This is a genomic window from Faunimonas pinastri (assembly GCF_900110915.1).
Lineage (GTDB): Bacteria > Pseudomonadota > Alphaproteobacteria > Rhizobiales > Afifellaceae > Faunimonas > Faunimonas pinastri.
The window spans coordinates 16646-31954 of the sequence record NZ_FOFG01000007.1 but is presented as its reverse complement, the minus strand read 5'-3'; the positions used below and the strand labels follow the sequence as shown (position 1 = coordinate 31954).

Here is a 15309-nt window from a genome sequence, read left to right as displayed (position 1 = left end):
ACAGGAGGGTAGCGAACCCGCGTGGAGATGCACGGAAGATCTGGCTTCCCGGTGGTGACGAGGGGCGTGGGTGGGCGATTCGGTCGCCGCGAACGTCCGGTCAGGACGCATGAGAGGATCATAAATCGAAGGGATCGATCAGGTCGTTGCACAACGACCCTGCGGCGACGCCGGGCGTCGCCTGGTGCGATCCAGGAGACCTGAGGAAGTCGGTGGCTTTAGGTGGTACAGCCGCCCGGACTCGAACCGGGGACCTTCGGAGCCACAATCCGACGCTCTAACCAGCTGAGCTACGGCTGCATATAAGTGAAGCGCGCGGACCTTAGGAGGACGCCGCGCGCCTGACAAGGGGGATACAGGAACTTTCAGCGGTTTTCAACAGGCAGCGGATGAACCGCTGCCTGCAAAACGTCAGGCGCTCTCCGGCGCCTGTTCGGGAGCCTGTTCCGGCGCGGGAGCGGTCGGGCGGGCGGCGGCGGGAGCGACCGCCTTCGCGGTCGGGGCCAGCACCATGATCATCTGGCGACCTTCCATGCGAGGCTCGCTTTCGACCTTCGACATATCGTCGAGCTCGCCGCGAATGCCCTGCAGGAGCTTCATGCCGAGATGCGGATGCGCCATCTCGCGGCCGCGGAAGCGGAGGGTCACCTTGACCTTGTCGCCTTCCTCAAGGAAGCGCTTGGCCGCGCGCATCTTCACCTCGTAATCGTGGGTGTCGATGTTCGGCCGCACCTTGATTTCCTTGACCTCGACGGTCTTGGTCTTCTTGCGCGACTCGGCCGCCTTCTTCTGCGACTGGTACTTGAACTTGCCGAAGTCCAGGAGCTTGCAAACCGGCGGGCGGGAATTCGGCGAGATCTCGACGAGATCGAGCCCAACCTCGTCGGCGAGGTCGCGCGCTTCCTGAATCGACACGACGCCGCGGTTCACGCCCTCATGATCGACCAGCTGGATCTCCGGCAGGCGAATCTCGTCATTGACGCGGGGGCCTTCCTTGGTGGTCGGCGGTGCACGGAACGGTCTGCGAATGTGAACTCTCCTGAACGTTGATTCGGATAGCGGGAGGGGACAAGCCGCACCTCCGCGCGTGCTCCTAATGTGGCCCTTCAGGCCCCGGAGTCAACTCACACCTTCCGAAAAAGGCCGGAAAAGCCCGATGGTGTGGCTGCCCGGCGACATGCACCGGAAGATCTCGCGGCGATCGGGCAAGAAGAACATTCAGGCGCCGAAGACGAGCCGAGTGTAGAGCGCCAGCGTGCTCGTGGTCAGCTTTTCGATGGTGAAGCGGGAGCGCACACGCTCCGAGCCGCGCCGCCCCATCGCCTGCCGCTCGGCCGGATCCATCCGGAAAAAGCCGGCGATGGCCTGCGCGACGGCTTCGGAATCGTCGAAGGGCACGAGAAAGCCGGTCGCCTCCCCCGCCCCCACCAGCGGGGGCGCCAGAACGGCTTCGCGCCCTGGCGCGTGGTTGGTGGAGACCACGGGCACCCGCATCGCCTGGCTTTCCAGCGCCACGCGGGGAAACCCTTCCGCCGAAGCGATGTTGAGCGAGAGATCGGCCGCGGCGAAGGCCGCCGGCATATCCGTCATGTGGCCGGCGAAATGCACGCGCGAGGCGACGCCGAGATTCCGGGCCAGCGCATCGAGCTCGGCGCGATATTCGCCCTTGCCCTGATGATCGTCGCCGACGGACACCAGCACGAAGTCCGGCGCGCCCAGTTCCGCCGCCCGGCCGACCGCGCGGACCGCAGCCGCATGGCCCTTGCGCGCCGTCACGCGGGCGGCGATCAGCACGACGGCCATGCCGGGCGCCACGCCCCAGTCTTGCCGGAGCGCCTCGATCCGTTCCGGCGCGATCGCCTCGGGATCGAAGCGCACCGGATCGACGCCGCGATGGATCACCGTCACGTTGTGCGCGGCCCAGGGATATTGCGCGACGATGCTGTCGGCGATCGCCTGAGAGACGGCGATCACGCCATCGCCCCGCGCCATGACGGAATTGTAGAAGCGCTTCACCCGGCCGGTCGCGCGGTAGTCGCTGTGGTAGGTCGTGACGAAGCGGATGCCGGTGCGACGCGCCGCGGCCAGCGCGCTCCAGGCGACGGCGCGGGAACGGGCATGCAGCACGTCCACCTTCTCGGCGCGGACGAGATCGGCCAGCCGGCCGATATTGCGCGCCATGACAAGCGGGCTCTTGGAGGCGACGGGAAGCTCGATATGCTCCGCCCCGGCGGCCCTGAGCTCGGCCACCATGCGGCCGCCTTCGGAAACCACGATGGCGCGATGACCCTCCTTGACCAGCCGCGCCGCGACCTGCAGCGCGCCAAGCTCCGCCCCGCCGGCTTCCAGGCGGGGGATGGTCTGCAGCACCGTCAGGCGGCGTCGACTTGCATTTTCCGGCATGACGGGGATTCAAAGGCTCACGAAACGGACCCGGGACCCATAGAATGAGCGGCGCTGAAATGAAACAGATCACCGTTGGCACGGGCGGGGAGACGCGCGAAATCGCCATTCTTTCCCGCCCGGGCCGCAATCCCGGCCTGTTCTGGCTGGGCGGCTTTCGCTCGGAGATGACGGGCACAAAGGCCGAAGCGCTGGACAAGTGGGCTGGGAAAACCGGCCACGCGATGGCGCGCTTCGATTATTCCGGGCACGGACAGTCGGGCGGCCGTTTCGCCGATGGCACGATCTCCCGCTGGCTTGAGGATTCGCTGGCCGCCTTCGATGCCGCCACATCCGGGCCGCAGATCCTGATCGGCTCCTCCATGGGCGGCTGGCTGGCGCTGCTGCTCGCCAAAAGACTGCGCGAGGCCGGCCGGCGGGAGGCGCTCGCGGGAATGGTGCTGATCGCCCCGGCCGTCGACATGACGGAAGATCTGATGTGGGCGAAATTCGACGAGGCGGCCAGGCGCGACCTCACGGAAACGGGCTTCTACGCCGAACCCTCGGACTATTCCGACGAGCCGTACATCCTGACGCGCGGATTGATCGAGGATGGCCGAAAGCATCTCTTCGGGCCCCACCCGATCGAGACAGGCTGCCCCGTCCACGTGATCCAGGGCATGCGGGACACGGACGTGCCGTGGGGCCATGCGACGGCGCTGATGGAGCGCCTCGCCTACGACGACGCCGTGCTGACGCTGGTGCGCGACGGCGACCACCGGCTCTCACGGCCGCAGGATCTTCAGCGGCTGATCGAGGCGGTCGAAGACCTCGTGCACGAGTGAGGGCATGAACGGGGAACGCCTGGAGCGTCCCCCGTTCATCCTGGCGGCCCGGCTCAGGCCGCCGCTTCGCGCGCCGGCATCGGACAGGTCACGCCGGTGCCGCCGATGCCGCAATAGCCGTTCGGGTTCTTCGCGAGATATTGCTGATGGTAATCCTCGGCGAAGAAGAAATCCGGTGCGCGGCGGATCTCCGTGGTGATCTCCCCGCGTCCCTTGTCGCCCAGCGCGCGGCCGTAGGCGTCGCGGGAGGCCTCGGCGCGGCGCAGTTGCTCGTCGTCGGTCGCGTAGATCGCCGAACGATACTGCGTTCCGACATCGTTGCCCTGCCGCATTCCCTGCGTCGGGTCGTGCGCTTCCCAGAAGACCTTCAGCAGTTCGTCATAGCTGATGCGGTCGGGATCGTAGACGACGAGGACCGCCTCGGTATGCCCGGTGCGGCCGGTGCAGGTTTCCTCGTAGGTCGGGTTCGGCGTGTATCCGCCTGCATAGCCGACCGCCGTCACGACCACGCCCGGCAGCTTCCAGAACAGGCGCTCGGCGCCCCAGAAGCAGCCTAGGCCGAAGATCGCGGTCCTGGAGCCCTCGGGATAGGGCCCCTGTAGCGACTGGCCGTTGACGAAGTGGGTGGAGGCGGTGGGAAGCGGTTGCGGGCGGCCGGGCAGCGCGTCCTCTTCCCGCGTCATGGTGGTCTTCTTGGCAAAGAGATCGAAGATCGACATCAGGTGATCCTTTCCATGGATATCCGGCCCTGGGGCCGGCTCGGGCTTGATTCGTCAGGAGCGGGCCGCTCTCGCTCCAGAGATTCGCGTTCAGACAGCCGCATCCCAGCCGATCGTCTCGCGCCGACGCAGCGTGCCGATGAGGATCAGAAGCGAGCCGACGACGCCCAGCACGAGCCACGCCGGGCAGCCCAGCACCGCGTTGGCGAGCGGCGCCCAGAACGGGGCAGACGCGGCATGCAGCGTGTCGAACGCCGTGGGGGCGACGAGCTTTGCGACATCGGCCAGCGGCGTCAGCGTCAGCGAGTTCGCGGCGATGGTTTTCGCACCGTCCATGACCGCCGCCACGAGGGCGCCCGCCAGAAACCAGTAACCGATGAAGCGCGAGATGAACCGGAGCATGCCCAAGAGATAGGATAAGGAAGGGCTCGCAGCAATGTGCCCACACAAGAGTTCGATCACGGCCTTGCGTCCTCGCTCCGGCCCCTATAAGGAGGGGCACTTCCCGGAGGGGTGGCCGAGTGGTTGAAGGCGCACGCCTGGAAAGTGTGTAGGCGGGAAACCGTCTCGGGGGTTCGAATCCCCCTCCCTCCGCCAGTTTACCTTTCACCACCGACGGCAACACCCGCAGAGATGCTGAGATTCGCAGAAATCCGCCCCTGCCGCTCTATGCTTGCCGACCGAATTCGGTTTACTTTCCGGTTTACATTGCAGATTACGCGACGGTGAGGCTTGCCGAGGCACCTGCTCAAAAAAGATGGGATCTGGCACTATTGGCGACGCGTCCCGAAGCGCTTCGCCGACGTTGATCCGCGTGCCTTCGTCAGCGTTTCCCTTGAAACCCGCGACCTGAAACGCGCCGAAAAGCTGAAGCCGACGATTGAACGAGAGGTCGAAGCTTTCTGGGTCGCTCTGATCCGAGGTGGATCCTCCGACGCACGCGAGCGCTTCCAGGGCGCAATCGAGCGCGCCCGGCTGGAGGGCTTCGAGTACAAGTCGGCCGCCGATATAGCCGGCGGCGATATTCGGGACCTCCTCGCGAGACTTAATCGCCTCGAAGAAGCCGTCCACGCCGAGGGGCCGGTCAGCCGCGAAGAGGTCGCCGTCGTGGAGGCGCTCGCCGGCGGCGCCGTTCCGCCCTCGCTGACCCTGTCGACGGCGCTCGAGCAATTTTACGCCCTCACCCGCGACCGTGTTCGCAGCAAGTCGGAAGACCAGCTCAGGCGCTGGCGGGCGCCGCGCATGAAAGCTGTTGCGAACCTGATCGGGGTGATCGGAGATAAGGCGGTCGCCGCGGTTACCAGATCTGACGCACTGGCATTCCGCAGCTGGTGGGTAGAGCGCGTTGTCGAGGAGAGCCTCACGGCGAACAGCGCCAATAAGGATATTGGCCACCTCGCGCAGCTCGTCGACACGCTCAACGAAAAGCTGGAGCTTGGGTTGGGTAAGCCGTTCGGCGGACTGCGCCTGGCCGACGACGATGCGGGCCAGCGCCCGCCATTTCCCGTCGATGCACTCCGCGACGTCGTCATGAGCCCCACCGCGCTCGCCGGCCTCAACCGCGATGCGCGATTGCTTGTCCAGGCGCTTGTTGAAACCGGCATGCGCCCGATCGAGGCCTGCGGCTTGGAGAAAGCCGACATCCTGCTGGACGAGCCCATCCCGCACGTGAAAATCAGGGCGAACGGCACCAGAAGGCTGAAGACCCGATATTCGGAAAGGGATATCCCGCTGGTCGGGATCTCACTGGATGCGTTCCGACAGGCGCCCGAGGGTTTCCCGAGGTACGTGGATCGCTCCTCACAGCTGTCAGCAGCGGTAAACAAATATCTCAGGGAGAACCATCTCCTCCCAAGTGAGGATCACAGCCTCTACTCGGTCCGGCATACGTTTCAGGATCGGCTCACCGCCGCCGAGATGGGAGACCGAATGCAGGCGGATCTGATGGGCCACAAGTTCAACCGGCCTCGCTATGGCGAGGGCCCGACACTCGAGCACAAGCTGGAGTGGCTTCTCCGACTCGCGATCACGCCGGATGACCGAGCATGATTCGACAAGGCAGGGACATATGAGGAAGATCTGTGCGATGGCGGGACTGCTGGCGGCATTTGCTGCCTCTCCGCAAACAGCGACCGCAAACCTTGTGAAGCCCGAATACGCTGAAACAGTAAGAACTTTGGCCCACATATTAGAACAAGTCGAGGCTGCGCACGAGCTTTCTCCTCAAGATGCTAGGCTGGCTGAGAAGCTTTCTGCCACTTGGGTGTTTATTGGCCCTTGCGTTGGCGGAGACAATCGTGTCGAGGCTCGTTCTGTCATTGACTTTTTGGGCGATAACCAAGCCAGTGAACATAATCCGTTCGAGCGGCCACTCTACGCGGCTACTCTGGAAATGATATCTGCTATCCTAACTTACCGATCGCTCGGGCGAGAGATGCCGGAAGACGTCTGTCGGTTCGCGCACGAGACGGCTCTACAGTATTGACCCCTTGTCGGTCGTACGGATTACCCCGCAGCTAGCATCCGGAGACGCGCCAGTTTGGAATCCTGCTGCGAGAGGGCCTCGATCTCCCGATCAACCCGTTCGAACAGGGGCATGTAGCCGTCGCCATGCCGAAGAACGAGCCGGGCTGCTGTAGCGCGAGCCCGCTGCAGCTCCGACACAGAGGGCGGGCCCGCCGGTACACTCGGGCGCTTCCCCCGGCGCATGGCATTGAGGGCCGTGACGTTCGTCATATGGCCGCCTCCGACAGAAGCGCCTCATCCCGGGCGTGGTTGAGCTCGGCCATGGCCTCCTGGCTGCCGCCGCGATCGGGATGCGTCGCCTTCGCCTTTTCGCGATAGGCGCGCTCGATGATCTCGCGGTTGATCATCTGCCCGGGCTTATCGAGCCCCAGCACCTCCCAGCAGGATCGCCGCGCCGGCGCCGGCAGGGCCCGCAGCCCCTGGAACGATGCGCGCACCAGCGCCAGCGTGCCGTGCCGCAGTTCCACCCGCCGCGCCTCGAGGACGTGGTGGATCGCCTGCAGGTTCGCTTCGACGGTCGTGTACCGATCGACGGGAATACAGACCTGCAAGCCGTCCCAGGTGAACCAGGCCGCGACGCCGGGATCGTCCGGCTTGGAGACGCCCAGGGTTGAGTTGGACGAGAGGACGATGTTCTCAAGCTTCTTGCCGCTGTCCGAGGCGAAGAGCCGGAGTGAATCATTGACGTTCTTCAGCGCGCCATTCAGCGTTGTTTTGAAGCGGCCGGTTTCGCGCGGCTTCGATCGAGGAATGTGGTGCGGCCATGTGAGCGGATAGGCTGCGGTCATGCGCGCCTCCAGAGTTTCGGCTGGGCATCGTTCGCCACGCGGCAGCGGCCGCGCGCCATCGGGTGGATCGGAGCGCCGGCGCTGGTGCGGCCGAGGCAATACAGGTCAGGGAACGGCGCCTCGCCGGTCTGGATCTGCTCGATCGCGTGCTCGGTCCAGAGGCGGTCCCAGCAGCCAGCGCCCCAGCAGGCCACGACGAGTTCGGCCCGCTTGGCCTCATGTGCCAGCACGTCGACGTTCTGGTGCAGCCGGTCGCGGGCATGCCAGTCGGGCCCGTTGTTCTCCCAATCCGCCCAGCGCCGGCAATCGGCAGGGCTGGGCGAGCGGAAGGGATAGAGATTCACGGCGACGAAGCCGCCGAAGCCCCAGCTGCGGGCGAAATGAGTCCAGCGCTGCACGGTCGGATCGTCCGCCAGGTGGTCGGCCGTCGACGGGTTCAGGCCGATGAAGCAGACATGCGGACCGGTGCGCCAGACACGCGAGAGGGTCCAGCGATAGGAGCCGCATTCCGAAAGATCGGCGTTTCGCCGGATCTGCAACGGCGCGACCTTCGGCTTGGCCTTGAACATGGAGAGTTGGCCGGGGAGCATCATGCCGCCTCCCTCGTCTGTCTTGCCTTAGCGAAAGCCTCGAATGCTTCCTTGTCGCCAGCGCAGCACGACCATTCCGGCCGCGTCGGGCCGTGCGCTCCGCACCATCTCGGGCCGTGATAGCGCAGAGAGGCCGTGCCGATCTCCATGCCGTCGAATCTGAACGACACGAACGCCTGTTCGATGGTCCACCGCCCGCCACGTTCCGATGCATAAGCATGCTCTTGGCCAAAGCCGGTGACGAACTCGACCGTCCCTATGCTGCGGAGAGCGATCCCGCGAAGCCACATGATCGCTTCGGCTTCCAGGCGTTTCGCGGTAGCGCGCCGGGAGCGATACCAAAGCGCGCATTCCGGTCCGCAGAAAACCAGATCGTCCTGCATTCCGATCACGCCTGCTACGGTGAGGCCCTTCTCGTCCAGCTCACTGAGGTCGATGCGCGCGCCGCAGCCGGAGCACTCGAAATGCCACCCGTGCTCAATCATGAGCGACGCCGGTACCGCAGACCCGACCAGGTGGTCGGCCCATTTGGCGCGGCGGCACTGGATACGCGTGATATCGCCGTCAGCGTATTCGTTGGCTGCCCATCGCTTCGCGGCGATGTCGTGCGTGGCGAAGAGGACCGCCCCGGTGCTCTCGTCGTCCTCGGTACAGGCGAAGGCTTTCAGGCCGCACATCATACGGCCTCCCGCTCTGCCGGAAGGCTGTCGATGTTCGCCTTCACGACGTCGAAGCTGATCGCGGCGACCCACGGGTTTTCCGCCCATGCGTCGTCGCCGTTGATCAGGCTCCAAAGCGCCTGAAAGCCGCGTTCCGGCGTCTGCCCCAAGACTGCGCCGGGCACCTCATAGGTCACATGGCCGTTCGGTGCCTCGTGCGGTTGCAACCCTTCGGCGATCGCGTCGGTTTCGCTGATATCCTGCAGCCGCTGCACGCGCACGTCGGTGACGATCAGCGTCAGGCGGGATGCCCATCGCGGCATGTGGATCGACGGCCGCCACCGCACGTCTACGCGTGGGCCTCTAGCGGAAGCCTCTTCATGCCGCGCCCGGTAGAACACTCGATTGCCATCAATGGCGCACGCCTCGCGCACCTGCAGCCGATCACCCGCTTTCCATGGGGTGCTGTCCTCGCGCCACGACACGTTGCCGGGATCCAGCACGTAGCTATCCGCCCATGTGCCGTCGAAGATGTTGGGGCGGCTTCGGCCTCCGCGCTTACCGACCACCCGCCGCGTCTGTGTCTTCCGGCCGTCGAGCAAGGCGCGGATCATCGGCGCGCTGAAGAGGATCTGACGATCAGCCATGGTCGTACCTCTTGCAGTTCTGGCAGCGCTTGGCCGGGCCGGCGGATTGGAGGAGCGCGGACGAGGCGCGCGACAGGTGGCAGGCTGAGGCGGCCGTGCCGTCCGGCAGGTTACGGTAGAGATGCGCTGTGGAGAGGCCGATGCGCCGCGCCCAGCGCAGGACAGTCTTCGCCGGAGCTTCGGGGGCAGCCTGGTCACCCATGGCGGGGCGCCTCCTGTCCGGCAGCCGTCAGCGCATCCTCGAGCTGGACCGGAAGCTCGGACGGCACTTCGCCTTCGCGCCAGCCACCATGCGCGCCGGAGCAGATCAGAAGAGCGAGTTCCCGGGTGTAACGCCCGGCGTCATCGAGCCGGTACGTGTAGCTCACGCAGTCGGGCTTCCACCAAGCGCGATGCTCGGTCGACCAGACCAGGTATTCGGGACCGGTTTCAGCCATGACGCGCGGCTCCTTGCGGAACGAACTGTCGCGCCGCGGCCAGCAGCGCCTTGCGGGCGAGCGCCGGGATCATCGAATAGAGCGCGGCAAGCTCGCGGCCCTCTTCGCTGTCGAGGATGCCGGTGCCATTGGCGGGCGTCTCCTCGTCGGGCGGCAACAGCGCGCCGGGGTGCGTGCCCAAGGCTCGGGCGATCTCGGCCAGCCGGCCGGCGCTGACCCGGTTGACCCCGGTTTCGTATTTCTGGACCTGCTGGAAGCTGACGCCGATGGCGTGACCCAGCTTGTCCTGCGTCATGCCGTTGAGACGGCGACGAAGGCGGATCTGCATGCCGACATGGGCGTCCGTCCGGTTTGCCGCGCGAACTGGCTTGGAGAGGTCAGCCATGGACTCGCCCCTTCCCGTTCGCCTGCTGCCAGGCGAACATGTCGCTGGAGCAGTACATGGCCTCGGTGGCCTTTTCCGTGTCCGGCTGGATCGCGTAGGCCGGCCCGACGGCCGACATCATCTTGCCGAAGACTGCGAAGGCCGCCTCAATGTCGCCGACGCGGACTTTTGCCCAGATGGAGACCAGAAAAGGCGCCTGCGGGTCGCGAGCCAGGAGCGTGAACAGCGGCTCGTCCGGTTCGGCCTTGGCATAGGCGTCATGCGGCGCCGGGTCGTTTTTCGTGCCCATGGGAACCTCAAAAGGGAATTTCGTCGCTGTCGAAGCGGACGAGACAGGTGCTGACGCTGGTGCCGGAGGCGCGGAAACTGTCCGACGGCAAGTCTTCGAACTCGCCGTCGCGGCTTTCCACGAAGGCCCGGAACTCGGTGGAGAGCCGGTTCACGCGATAGCGCACACCGGCGGACATCACCGCGACGAGGCGGCCGCCGGCGCGCAGGAACTTCGCCGCGTGGAGAACGTGCCGGATATCGGCCTGGCGGCCGAAGGGCGGGTTCATCAGCACGCGATCGTAGATCTGCTGCGGCTCGAGCTTGAGGAAGTCGGCAAAGACGACGTTCCGGTAGGCGGTGGAGCAGAGCATGCTGACGTGTCGATCGTTGACCTCGATGCAATCGACCTCGCATCCCGCCAGCAGCGCACGGGCTGCCAGCGCGCCATGGCCGGCGCTCGGCTCCAGGACCTGCATGCCCCGCTCCAGCTCCGCCAGGGCGATCACGCGATCAGCAACGGCCGGTGGCGAGAAGAACGCCCCGAGCTCCTGCTTCTCGTTGATGACCTTGCCGGTGGCGAAGATCGGCTCTAGCGCCGCGCGGGCATCGCCGGCGAACAGGTGCGCCGCCGCCTTCCGGCTCCATTTGCCGCCGGCGGCCACGAGGACCTTGTCGACCTGGGTGTAAAGCTTCCGGTCCAACTCGCCCGGCAGCTTCAGGAGGTTGCCGGCGAACTCGGCGCGGCCGAGGACGGCGAGGACGGGTTGAGCGACCTGCATCAAGCCGCCCTCCCCGCCAGTCCGCCCTGCGCCAGCCATCCGGCGAACGCCTCTTCCGAGCCGTAGCAGCCGTTCGGCGCGTTGAAGGTCAGGAACGAAAGGATCGCCTTCAGCGACCGGCCACCGTCATCGGAGCGACCAACGGCACCGGCGAAGTCGTTTCGCAGCACGGCCGACATGAAAGCTTCCGGGCGAGCGCCATGCGTGAACCAGCGGTCGAGTTCAGTCCGGTATCGCGCAGGGACCATGTCCCATTCGGCAGGCAACCCTTCCGAGGTCGTGCTGAACTGCAGGTCTTCGCTCGCCGCCTTCAGGCCTTCCAGGCCGCCGTTCTTGTTCCAGGCCTCGCATGCCGCAGCCGAGCCGAAGCACTCCGGCGGCGCGTTGTGGTGCATGAAGCGCAGGATCGGGCCCGTCGCGGTGGTCTCGCCGTCGGCGAAGTAGCAGTGGGAAGCCAGATCGTTCTTGAGAATGCTCTCGATGAAGGCGCTCGGCCGGTAACCGCGCTCAATCCAGACTGCGATCTCGCGGCGGAACTGCCGGGGCACCCGTTCCCACTCGGTCGGCTTGGCGTGGATGTTCGTCGCGAAGCCAATCTCGGTCCTGCCGCTGCTGGCGGGATGGACGATAACCGGCGCGGAGCTTTCCAGCGTCATCGGCTCGCCGCAGGTCGGGCAGTTCGGCACCGCGTCGGCCTGGGTGCTGCTCATGTCGATTTCGCGGCCGCAATCCTTGCAGGCGAAGACGCTGTTGGCGAAGCGCGAGGGTTCGCGGGATCGCTTGCTGTTTGTTCTCGGAGGCATGACTGGATCCTTGGATCAAAGAGGCATGCGGCGGGATGGCTAGGGAGGATTGGGGGAGCCATCCCGCCGCGATCGGGCCACCGGAGGCGTGGCAGCCCGAAACGGGATGGTCAGAAGAGGCTGTGCAGGGAGGGCGAGAGCACGCCGCTCCAGGCGACAAGGGTGATCATCAGGGCGGCGATCACGATCCCGCTCAGTGCCTCGCGCAATGCGAGAGCCGTCGTTTCCTTCAGTTCAGCCAGGCGCGGCGAACGCGCGGCGCTGAACGGCATGGAAGAGGCGGGATAGCGCAGCGGCTCGGCGCCGGCAGGCAGATCGACAAGGGCCATGAACTCGCTCCGTCGTTGATGACGGCTCTTATGTCACCATGTTGGTAACACGGTGTCAAGCAGCATGTAACCGAATTGGCACCATTAAGAAATCAGCAAGCCTTCGCAGGAATCGATTCGACAAACGAATGAAGGTCTGAGATTTGTAGGAACAAACAAGGAACGATGGATGCATGGGGCAGCGAGGCGAACTTTCCCGAGATTACATTTCAGATTACCTGCGGCCCCTCCGACCCGTGGCGCAGACCTCCTGGCTGCTGATCCAATGCGCGGACTGCGGCTCGACAGTGAAATTCGAGCCACGACTCGAGCAGACGGCCAACGAGCAACTCGATGTAGGGGAGTTCGAGACGCGCCTAGTCTGCAGCCATTGCCGGGGCAAAGGCAGCATCGGGAAAAACGTCAGCCTCTGGGCCGTTTGGGGAACCGCGCGGTGACGAGCCTAGTCGGCGGAACTACCCGCCTCCGCGCCCAGCCCCGAATTACATACGGAATTGAACTTTCCCAGCGCCTTGCGGGAGTCCCCCGCGGGGAAGACATGGATGGTTCCGCCAACCGCGAAAATGATCCGAGTTCTGGCGCGCTCCATATCGCTTAGCGTCTTGGACACCGCGCTGCCCTCATCGGACAGCCGCAGCACAAGCATACCCCCGCGATCTTCCGGGCTAAACGAAACTTCCTGAACCGGCTCCTTATCCACTCGAAACTGACCATCCAGGCTATTCCGATAAGACGCGCTCTCGTCATAGTTCTGGCCGGTGATCAGGAACAGGAGCGTCCGCTCAGGCTGCCCTTTCCAGCACTTCGTCGCGATCGCAAAGTCCGCTTCAGGCTCCAACTGCAGTGCCGTGGCGATCTCAGTGTCAGTGAGAGGGTCCGAACTCGTGTCCACCTTCCAAGCAAAAGAAGGATCAGACCAGAGCATGGCGACCAACGCGAACCCAAGACACCGCTTCATTGTCCCCCCAATCACCTTTTAAGGCTTCATAACAACCAGTTCGACTCTCGCCAGAAGATGGATTTCAATCCCCTCGAGTTCGTGCTCCTTGCCCCACTCGAACCGGGTCGGTTTCCATCGCGGGTCAGTCGATTCCGGCACGAGCTCGAAGCCGCCCGGGATCTCGTGAACTCGCTTCACGGTCACCTCCCGCAACCCCTCCTGCATGCGGCGCCGCTCCACGACGACCAAATCCCCGCCCTTTATTGCAATCCCGGTCTGCGCAAGGCTCAGGCAGACGATGAAGGCTCCGTCGGGCGCTATCTTGTCGACTGAGTTTCCCCGCACGCGCAGAATGAAGGAAGCCCCTTTAGGCAGATGCGGTGCTGGATTGAAGGGAAGCCAGTCTAGCGGCTCGTCAATCTCCGCTTCCGTTTCCAGCCACAGGCCCGCGGCGACTTCACCGATGACGGGTTGGGGCGAGAGGTCGATCTCAGGGCCGGGCTCTACCGTACTGCGCTCATCAAGTTCGAACATGAGGTCCTGCGCGCGAACTCCCAACGGGGGCGCCAGGCGCTCCGCCCACTCCTTGCTCAGTTTCCGGTGGCCGTTCTCCAGACGCGAAAGCTGCTGACGGGTCGTTCCGACCGCATCAGCCAACGCCTGCAGGGACATGTCTTTGCCCTCACGTGCCTTTTTCAGTGCGCTTGCCATCTCGACATTATCGCCTTGTAACCGTTTCGGCGACAGACGCCAGTTTGGTAACATTCTCGATTGACTTGGTACCGTATTGGTGACAATCATTCGGCATGACCTTAGATCAGTGGCTTCAGCAAAGCGGAAAAAGCGTTGAGCACTTTTCGCTTGAACTCGGGGTGAGGCGGCAAACCGTTCACCGCTACATCAGCGGCGACCGTTTCCCTCGGCCAGAAATCATCAACCGAGTTGCCGACCTGACGGACGGCCAGGTGCAGGCCGCTGACTGGTATTCGGAGAAGCCATCCGAGCCTGCCCTCAGGACGAGCGCGCATCCATGACCGCCGCGCTCCTCTCCCGCCCGGCCATGCGACGCGCCTTCATGGTCCTGGACACCGGCATCAACAGCGCCGTCGCTGAGATCGAGCGGACCCGGGTGGCCGGCATGCTGCTGGAAACTGGGATCGTTCAACGGCCGATCTCCTCAAATGGGGGTCTGTCCTGCCTGCCATCCAGCACGCCCGCGATCACCCCGTCACCTCGTCAGCAAGTCGGTACCGACAAGGGAGGTAAGTGCGCATGAGCAATTCGATTCTGATCGCGCTCATCGGCATTAGCGTTGCCCTGCAGCTCGCGATCCTGCTGCTTCTGCATAGTGCGCTGCAGTTTTTGGTCGCTTCCCACTCTCAGCCGCTTCCGCTTGGCGGAAGGCTTGCCACTCCCCCGCCGCCACGTGAAGCAGTCTTCCAGCACGACGGAGGAACCGGCGCATGAGGCGGGTCCTGCGCTGGATCACCCAGCAGCTGCGCCGGCGAGTGGCATCGCATCACCTGGCCGGCAACGACAATGCCTGCTGGCACGTCGCCGAAGGCTTCCCGCTCCCCACCGAAGAAGAAGAGCGCGAGATCGCGCGCATGTTCGCAGGGTTCACGTCATGAACGGTCGCCTTCCCTTGCTCGCCTCCACAGCCCTCCTGGCCGGCGCTGTCGTTCTCCTGTCGCGCCGGCTCGCCCGCCTTGAAGCCGTCGAAAGCCGGCGCGGAACCGAGGGCCGCTACGTCGTCGACCGACAGGACGGCTCGCGGGCCAATCCAGGGTCGCACGTCGCGGCGCGCGCCTCGGCCATGTTCGAATATCTGGCAGCGGGGATGAAAGCCGACGCAGGTGACGGGTTCACGTCCGAAATGGATTTCCCTTCTCCTCAATCATCCTTGCCACCCCAAGAACAGTTCCACGCGCAACCTCACCGGTTGCATGCTGCAGCAGATCGGCCAGTCTTTGGAGGCGACGCTTGACCGCCTCTTCATCGGCCAGACCCTCGGCAATGAGGACGCGGATCACCTCTGCAAGGATGACAAACGCCGCATCATCCATCGCGAGATACGTGTCTGTCAGGTACGGGTTCTCTGGTTCCATCTCGCGATTCCTCCATCGGCTAGGTTGCACTTCCGATGGTAGGACGTCCGGAGGGAGAGCGTCCACGCGCCTCCCTCCGGTTCCGGCACCTGATTTCACAGG

Annotated in this window: 23 protein-coding genes, 2 tRNA genes and 1 pseudogene; 7 read left to right on the top strand and 19 right to left on the bottom strand. The window is 64.8% G+C overall.

What is annotated here, in order from left to right:
- Positions 1 to 223: 223 nt before the first annotated feature.
- The 3 genes and pseudogenes from BMY25_RS10575 to BMY25_RS10565 all read right to left on the bottom strand — a co-directional run bounded on the left by BMY25_RS10575 (position 224) and on the right by BMY25_RS10565 (position 2403).
- Positions 224 to 300: transfer RNA gene (locus BMY25_RS10575), tRNA-His, on the bottom strand.
- 198 nt (positions 301 to 498) lie between these two features.
- Positions 499 to 1029 (bottom strand): annotated as a pseudogene (gene infC, locus BMY25_RS10570) (translation initiation factor IF-3); the annotation flags it as partial.
- 189 nt (positions 1030 to 1218) lie between these two features.
- On the bottom strand, positions 1219 to 2403 hold the full coding sequence (locus BMY25_RS10565; protein WP_092496618.1) for a glycosyltransferase family 4 protein: 1185 nt from the start codon (positions 2401 to 2403) through the stop codon (positions 1219 to 1221).
- 59 nt (positions 2404 to 2462) lie between these two features.
- On the opposite strand from BMY25_RS10565, the gene BMY25_RS10560 reads away from it, so the two are divergent.
- Complete coding sequence (locus BMY25_RS10560; protein ID WP_238858271.1) at positions 2463 to 3227, top strand: alpha/beta hydrolase; 765 nt, start codon at positions 2463 to 2465, stop codon at positions 3225 to 3227.
- A 53-nt stretch (positions 3228 to 3280) separates the two neighbouring features.
- On the opposite strand, the gene msrA is transcribed toward BMY25_RS10560, so the two are convergent.
- Both msrA and BMY25_RS10550 read right to left on the bottom strand, forming a co-directional pair.
- Positions 3281 to 3946, bottom strand: a complete 666-nt coding sequence (msrA, locus tag BMY25_RS10555; RefSeq protein ID WP_092496616.1) for a peptide-methionine (S)-S-oxide reductase MsrA — start codon at positions 3944 to 3946, stop codon at positions 3281 to 3283.
- A gap of 90 nt (positions 3947 to 4036) precedes the next feature.
- On the bottom strand, positions 4037 to 4348 hold the full coding sequence (locus tag BMY25_RS10550; RefSeq protein WP_092496615.1) for a hypothetical protein: 312 nt from the start codon (positions 4346 to 4348) through the stop codon (positions 4037 to 4039).
- A 105-nt stretch (positions 4349 to 4453) separates the two neighbouring features.
- On the opposite strand from BMY25_RS10550, the gene BMY25_RS10545 reads away from it, so the two are divergent.
- The 3 genes from BMY25_RS10545 (at position 4454) to BMY25_RS20430 (ending at position 6431) form a co-directional block, all read left to right on the top strand.
- Positions 4454 to 4543: transfer RNA gene (locus BMY25_RS10545), tRNA-Ser, on the top strand.
- Between the two features lie 135 nt (positions 4544 to 4678).
- Positions 4679 to 5995, top strand: coding sequence for a DUF6538 domain-containing protein (locus BMY25_RS10540; protein WP_092496614.1), 1317 nt, complete (start codon positions 4679 to 4681; stop codon positions 5993 to 5995).
- Positions 5996 to 6032: 37 nt separating this feature from the next.
- A complete protein-coding gene (locus tag BMY25_RS20430; RefSeq protein ID WP_143061941.1) occupies positions 6033 to 6431 on the top strand; it encodes a hypothetical protein in 399 nt (132 codons plus the stop codon).
- Positions 6432 to 6678: 247 nt separating this feature from the next.
- Here BMY25_RS20430 and BMY25_RS10530 read toward each other — a convergent pair whose 3' ends face one another.
- From BMY25_RS10530 to BMY25_RS10465, 13 genes are all read right to left on the bottom strand, one after another.
- Positions 6679 to 7260: a molecular chaperone DnaJ gene (locus tag BMY25_RS10530; RefSeq protein WP_092496612.1), complete on the bottom strand. Its 582-nt coding sequence runs from the start codon at positions 7258 to 7260 to the stop codon at positions 6679 to 6681.
- Positions 7257 to 7853 carry a DUF1643 domain-containing protein gene (locus tag BMY25_RS10525; protein ID WP_238858270.1) on the bottom strand — a complete coding sequence of 199 codons (597 nt, stop codon included), beginning with the start codon at positions 7851 to 7853 and terminating at the stop codon, positions 7257 to 7259. The genes BMY25_RS10530 and BMY25_RS10525 overlap by 4 nt, the downstream gene beginning before the upstream one ends.
- The gene (locus BMY25_RS10520) at positions 7850 to 8530 is read right to left on the bottom strand and encodes a hypothetical protein (RefSeq protein ID WP_092496611.1); all 681 of its coding nucleotides are present in this window, start codon (positions 8528 to 8530) and stop codon (positions 7850 to 7852) included. Before BMY25_RS10520 ends, BMY25_RS10525 begins: the two co-directional genes overlap by 4 nt.
- A complete protein-coding gene (locus tag BMY25_RS10515; RefSeq protein WP_092496610.1) occupies positions 8527 to 9156 on the bottom strand; it encodes a hypothetical protein in 630 nt (209 codons plus the stop codon). Before BMY25_RS10515 ends, BMY25_RS10520 begins: the two co-directional genes overlap by 4 nt.
- Positions 9149 to 9358: a hypothetical protein gene (locus tag BMY25_RS10510; protein WP_092496609.1), complete on the bottom strand. Its 210-nt coding sequence runs from the start codon at positions 9356 to 9358 to the stop codon at positions 9149 to 9151. Before BMY25_RS10510 ends, BMY25_RS10515 begins: the two co-directional genes overlap by 8 nt.
- A complete protein-coding gene (locus tag BMY25_RS10505) occupies positions 9351 to 9593 on the bottom strand; it encodes a hypothetical protein (protein ID WP_092496608.1) in 243 nt (80 codons plus the stop codon). Before BMY25_RS10505 ends, BMY25_RS10510 begins: the two co-directional genes overlap by 8 nt.
- Entirely contained in the window at positions 9586 to 9978 is a 393-nt protein-coding gene (locus BMY25_RS10500) for a helix-turn-helix domain-containing protein (protein ID WP_092496607.1), read from the bottom strand. The genes BMY25_RS10505 and BMY25_RS10500 overlap by 8 nt, the downstream gene beginning before the upstream one ends.
- Positions 9971 to 10267 (bottom strand): hypothetical protein, encoded by a 297-nt coding sequence (locus tag BMY25_RS10495; protein WP_092496606.1) that lies wholly within the window; start codon positions 10265 to 10267, stop codon positions 9971 to 9973. The genes BMY25_RS10500 and BMY25_RS10495 overlap by 8 nt, the downstream gene beginning before the upstream one ends.
- A 7-nt stretch (positions 10268 to 10274) precedes the next feature.
- Positions 10275 to 11027 carry a methyltransferase gene (locus tag BMY25_RS10490; RefSeq protein WP_092496605.1) on the bottom strand — a complete coding sequence of 251 codons (753 nt, stop codon included), beginning with the start codon at positions 11025 to 11027 and terminating at the stop codon, positions 10275 to 10277.
- Positions 11027 to 11830: a zinc ribbon domain-containing protein gene (locus BMY25_RS10485; RefSeq protein WP_092496604.1), complete on the bottom strand. Its 804-nt coding sequence runs from the start codon at positions 11828 to 11830 to the stop codon at positions 11027 to 11029. Before BMY25_RS10485 ends, BMY25_RS10490 begins: the two co-directional genes overlap by 1 nt.
- A 110-nt stretch (positions 11831 to 11940) precedes the next feature.
- Positions 11941 to 12159 carry a hypothetical protein gene (locus BMY25_RS10480; RefSeq protein WP_092496603.1) on the bottom strand — a complete coding sequence of 73 codons (219 nt, stop codon included), beginning with the start codon at positions 12157 to 12159 and terminating at the stop codon, positions 11941 to 11943.
- Between the two features lie 442 nt (positions 12160 to 12601).
- On the bottom strand, positions 12602 to 13093 hold the full coding sequence (locus BMY25_RS10470; protein ID WP_143061940.1) for a hypothetical protein: 492 nt from the start codon (positions 13091 to 13093) through the stop codon (positions 12602 to 12604).
- A 42-nt stretch (positions 13094 to 13135) separates the two neighbouring features.
- On the bottom strand, positions 13136 to 13900 hold the full coding sequence (locus tag BMY25_RS10465) for a LexA family protein (protein ID WP_092496600.1): 765 nt from the start codon (positions 13898 to 13900) through the stop codon (positions 13136 to 13138).
- A 229-nt stretch (positions 13901 to 14129) separates the two neighbouring features.
- Here BMY25_RS10465 and BMY25_RS10455 point away from each other — a divergent pair, with 229 nt between their 5' ends.
- The 3 genes from BMY25_RS10455 to BMY25_RS20795 are packed head-to-tail and all read left to right on the top strand — an operon-like array spanning position 14130 to position 14730.
- Positions 14130 to 14375: a hypothetical protein gene (locus BMY25_RS10455; protein WP_092496598.1), complete on the top strand. Its 246-nt coding sequence runs from the start codon at positions 14130 to 14132 to the stop codon at positions 14373 to 14375.
- Entirely contained in the window at positions 14372 to 14566 is a 195-nt protein-coding gene (locus BMY25_RS20425; RefSeq protein WP_143061939.1) for a hypothetical protein, read from the top strand. The genes BMY25_RS10455 and BMY25_RS20425 overlap by 4 nt, the downstream gene beginning before the upstream one ends.
- Positions 14563 to 14730 (top strand): hypothetical protein, encoded by a 168-nt coding sequence (locus tag BMY25_RS20795; RefSeq protein ID WP_177176815.1) that lies wholly within the window; start codon positions 14563 to 14565, stop codon positions 14728 to 14730. Before BMY25_RS20425 ends, BMY25_RS20795 begins: the two co-directional genes overlap by 4 nt.
- Positions 14731 to 14964: 234 nt before the next feature.
- On the opposite strand, the gene BMY25_RS10450 is transcribed toward BMY25_RS20795, so the two are convergent.
- The gene (locus BMY25_RS10450) at positions 14965 to 15207 is read right to left on the bottom strand and encodes a hypothetical protein (RefSeq protein ID WP_092496597.1); all 243 of its coding nucleotides are present in this window, start codon (positions 15205 to 15207) and stop codon (positions 14965 to 14967) included.
- Between the last annotated feature and the right edge of the window lie 102 nt (positions 15208 to 15309).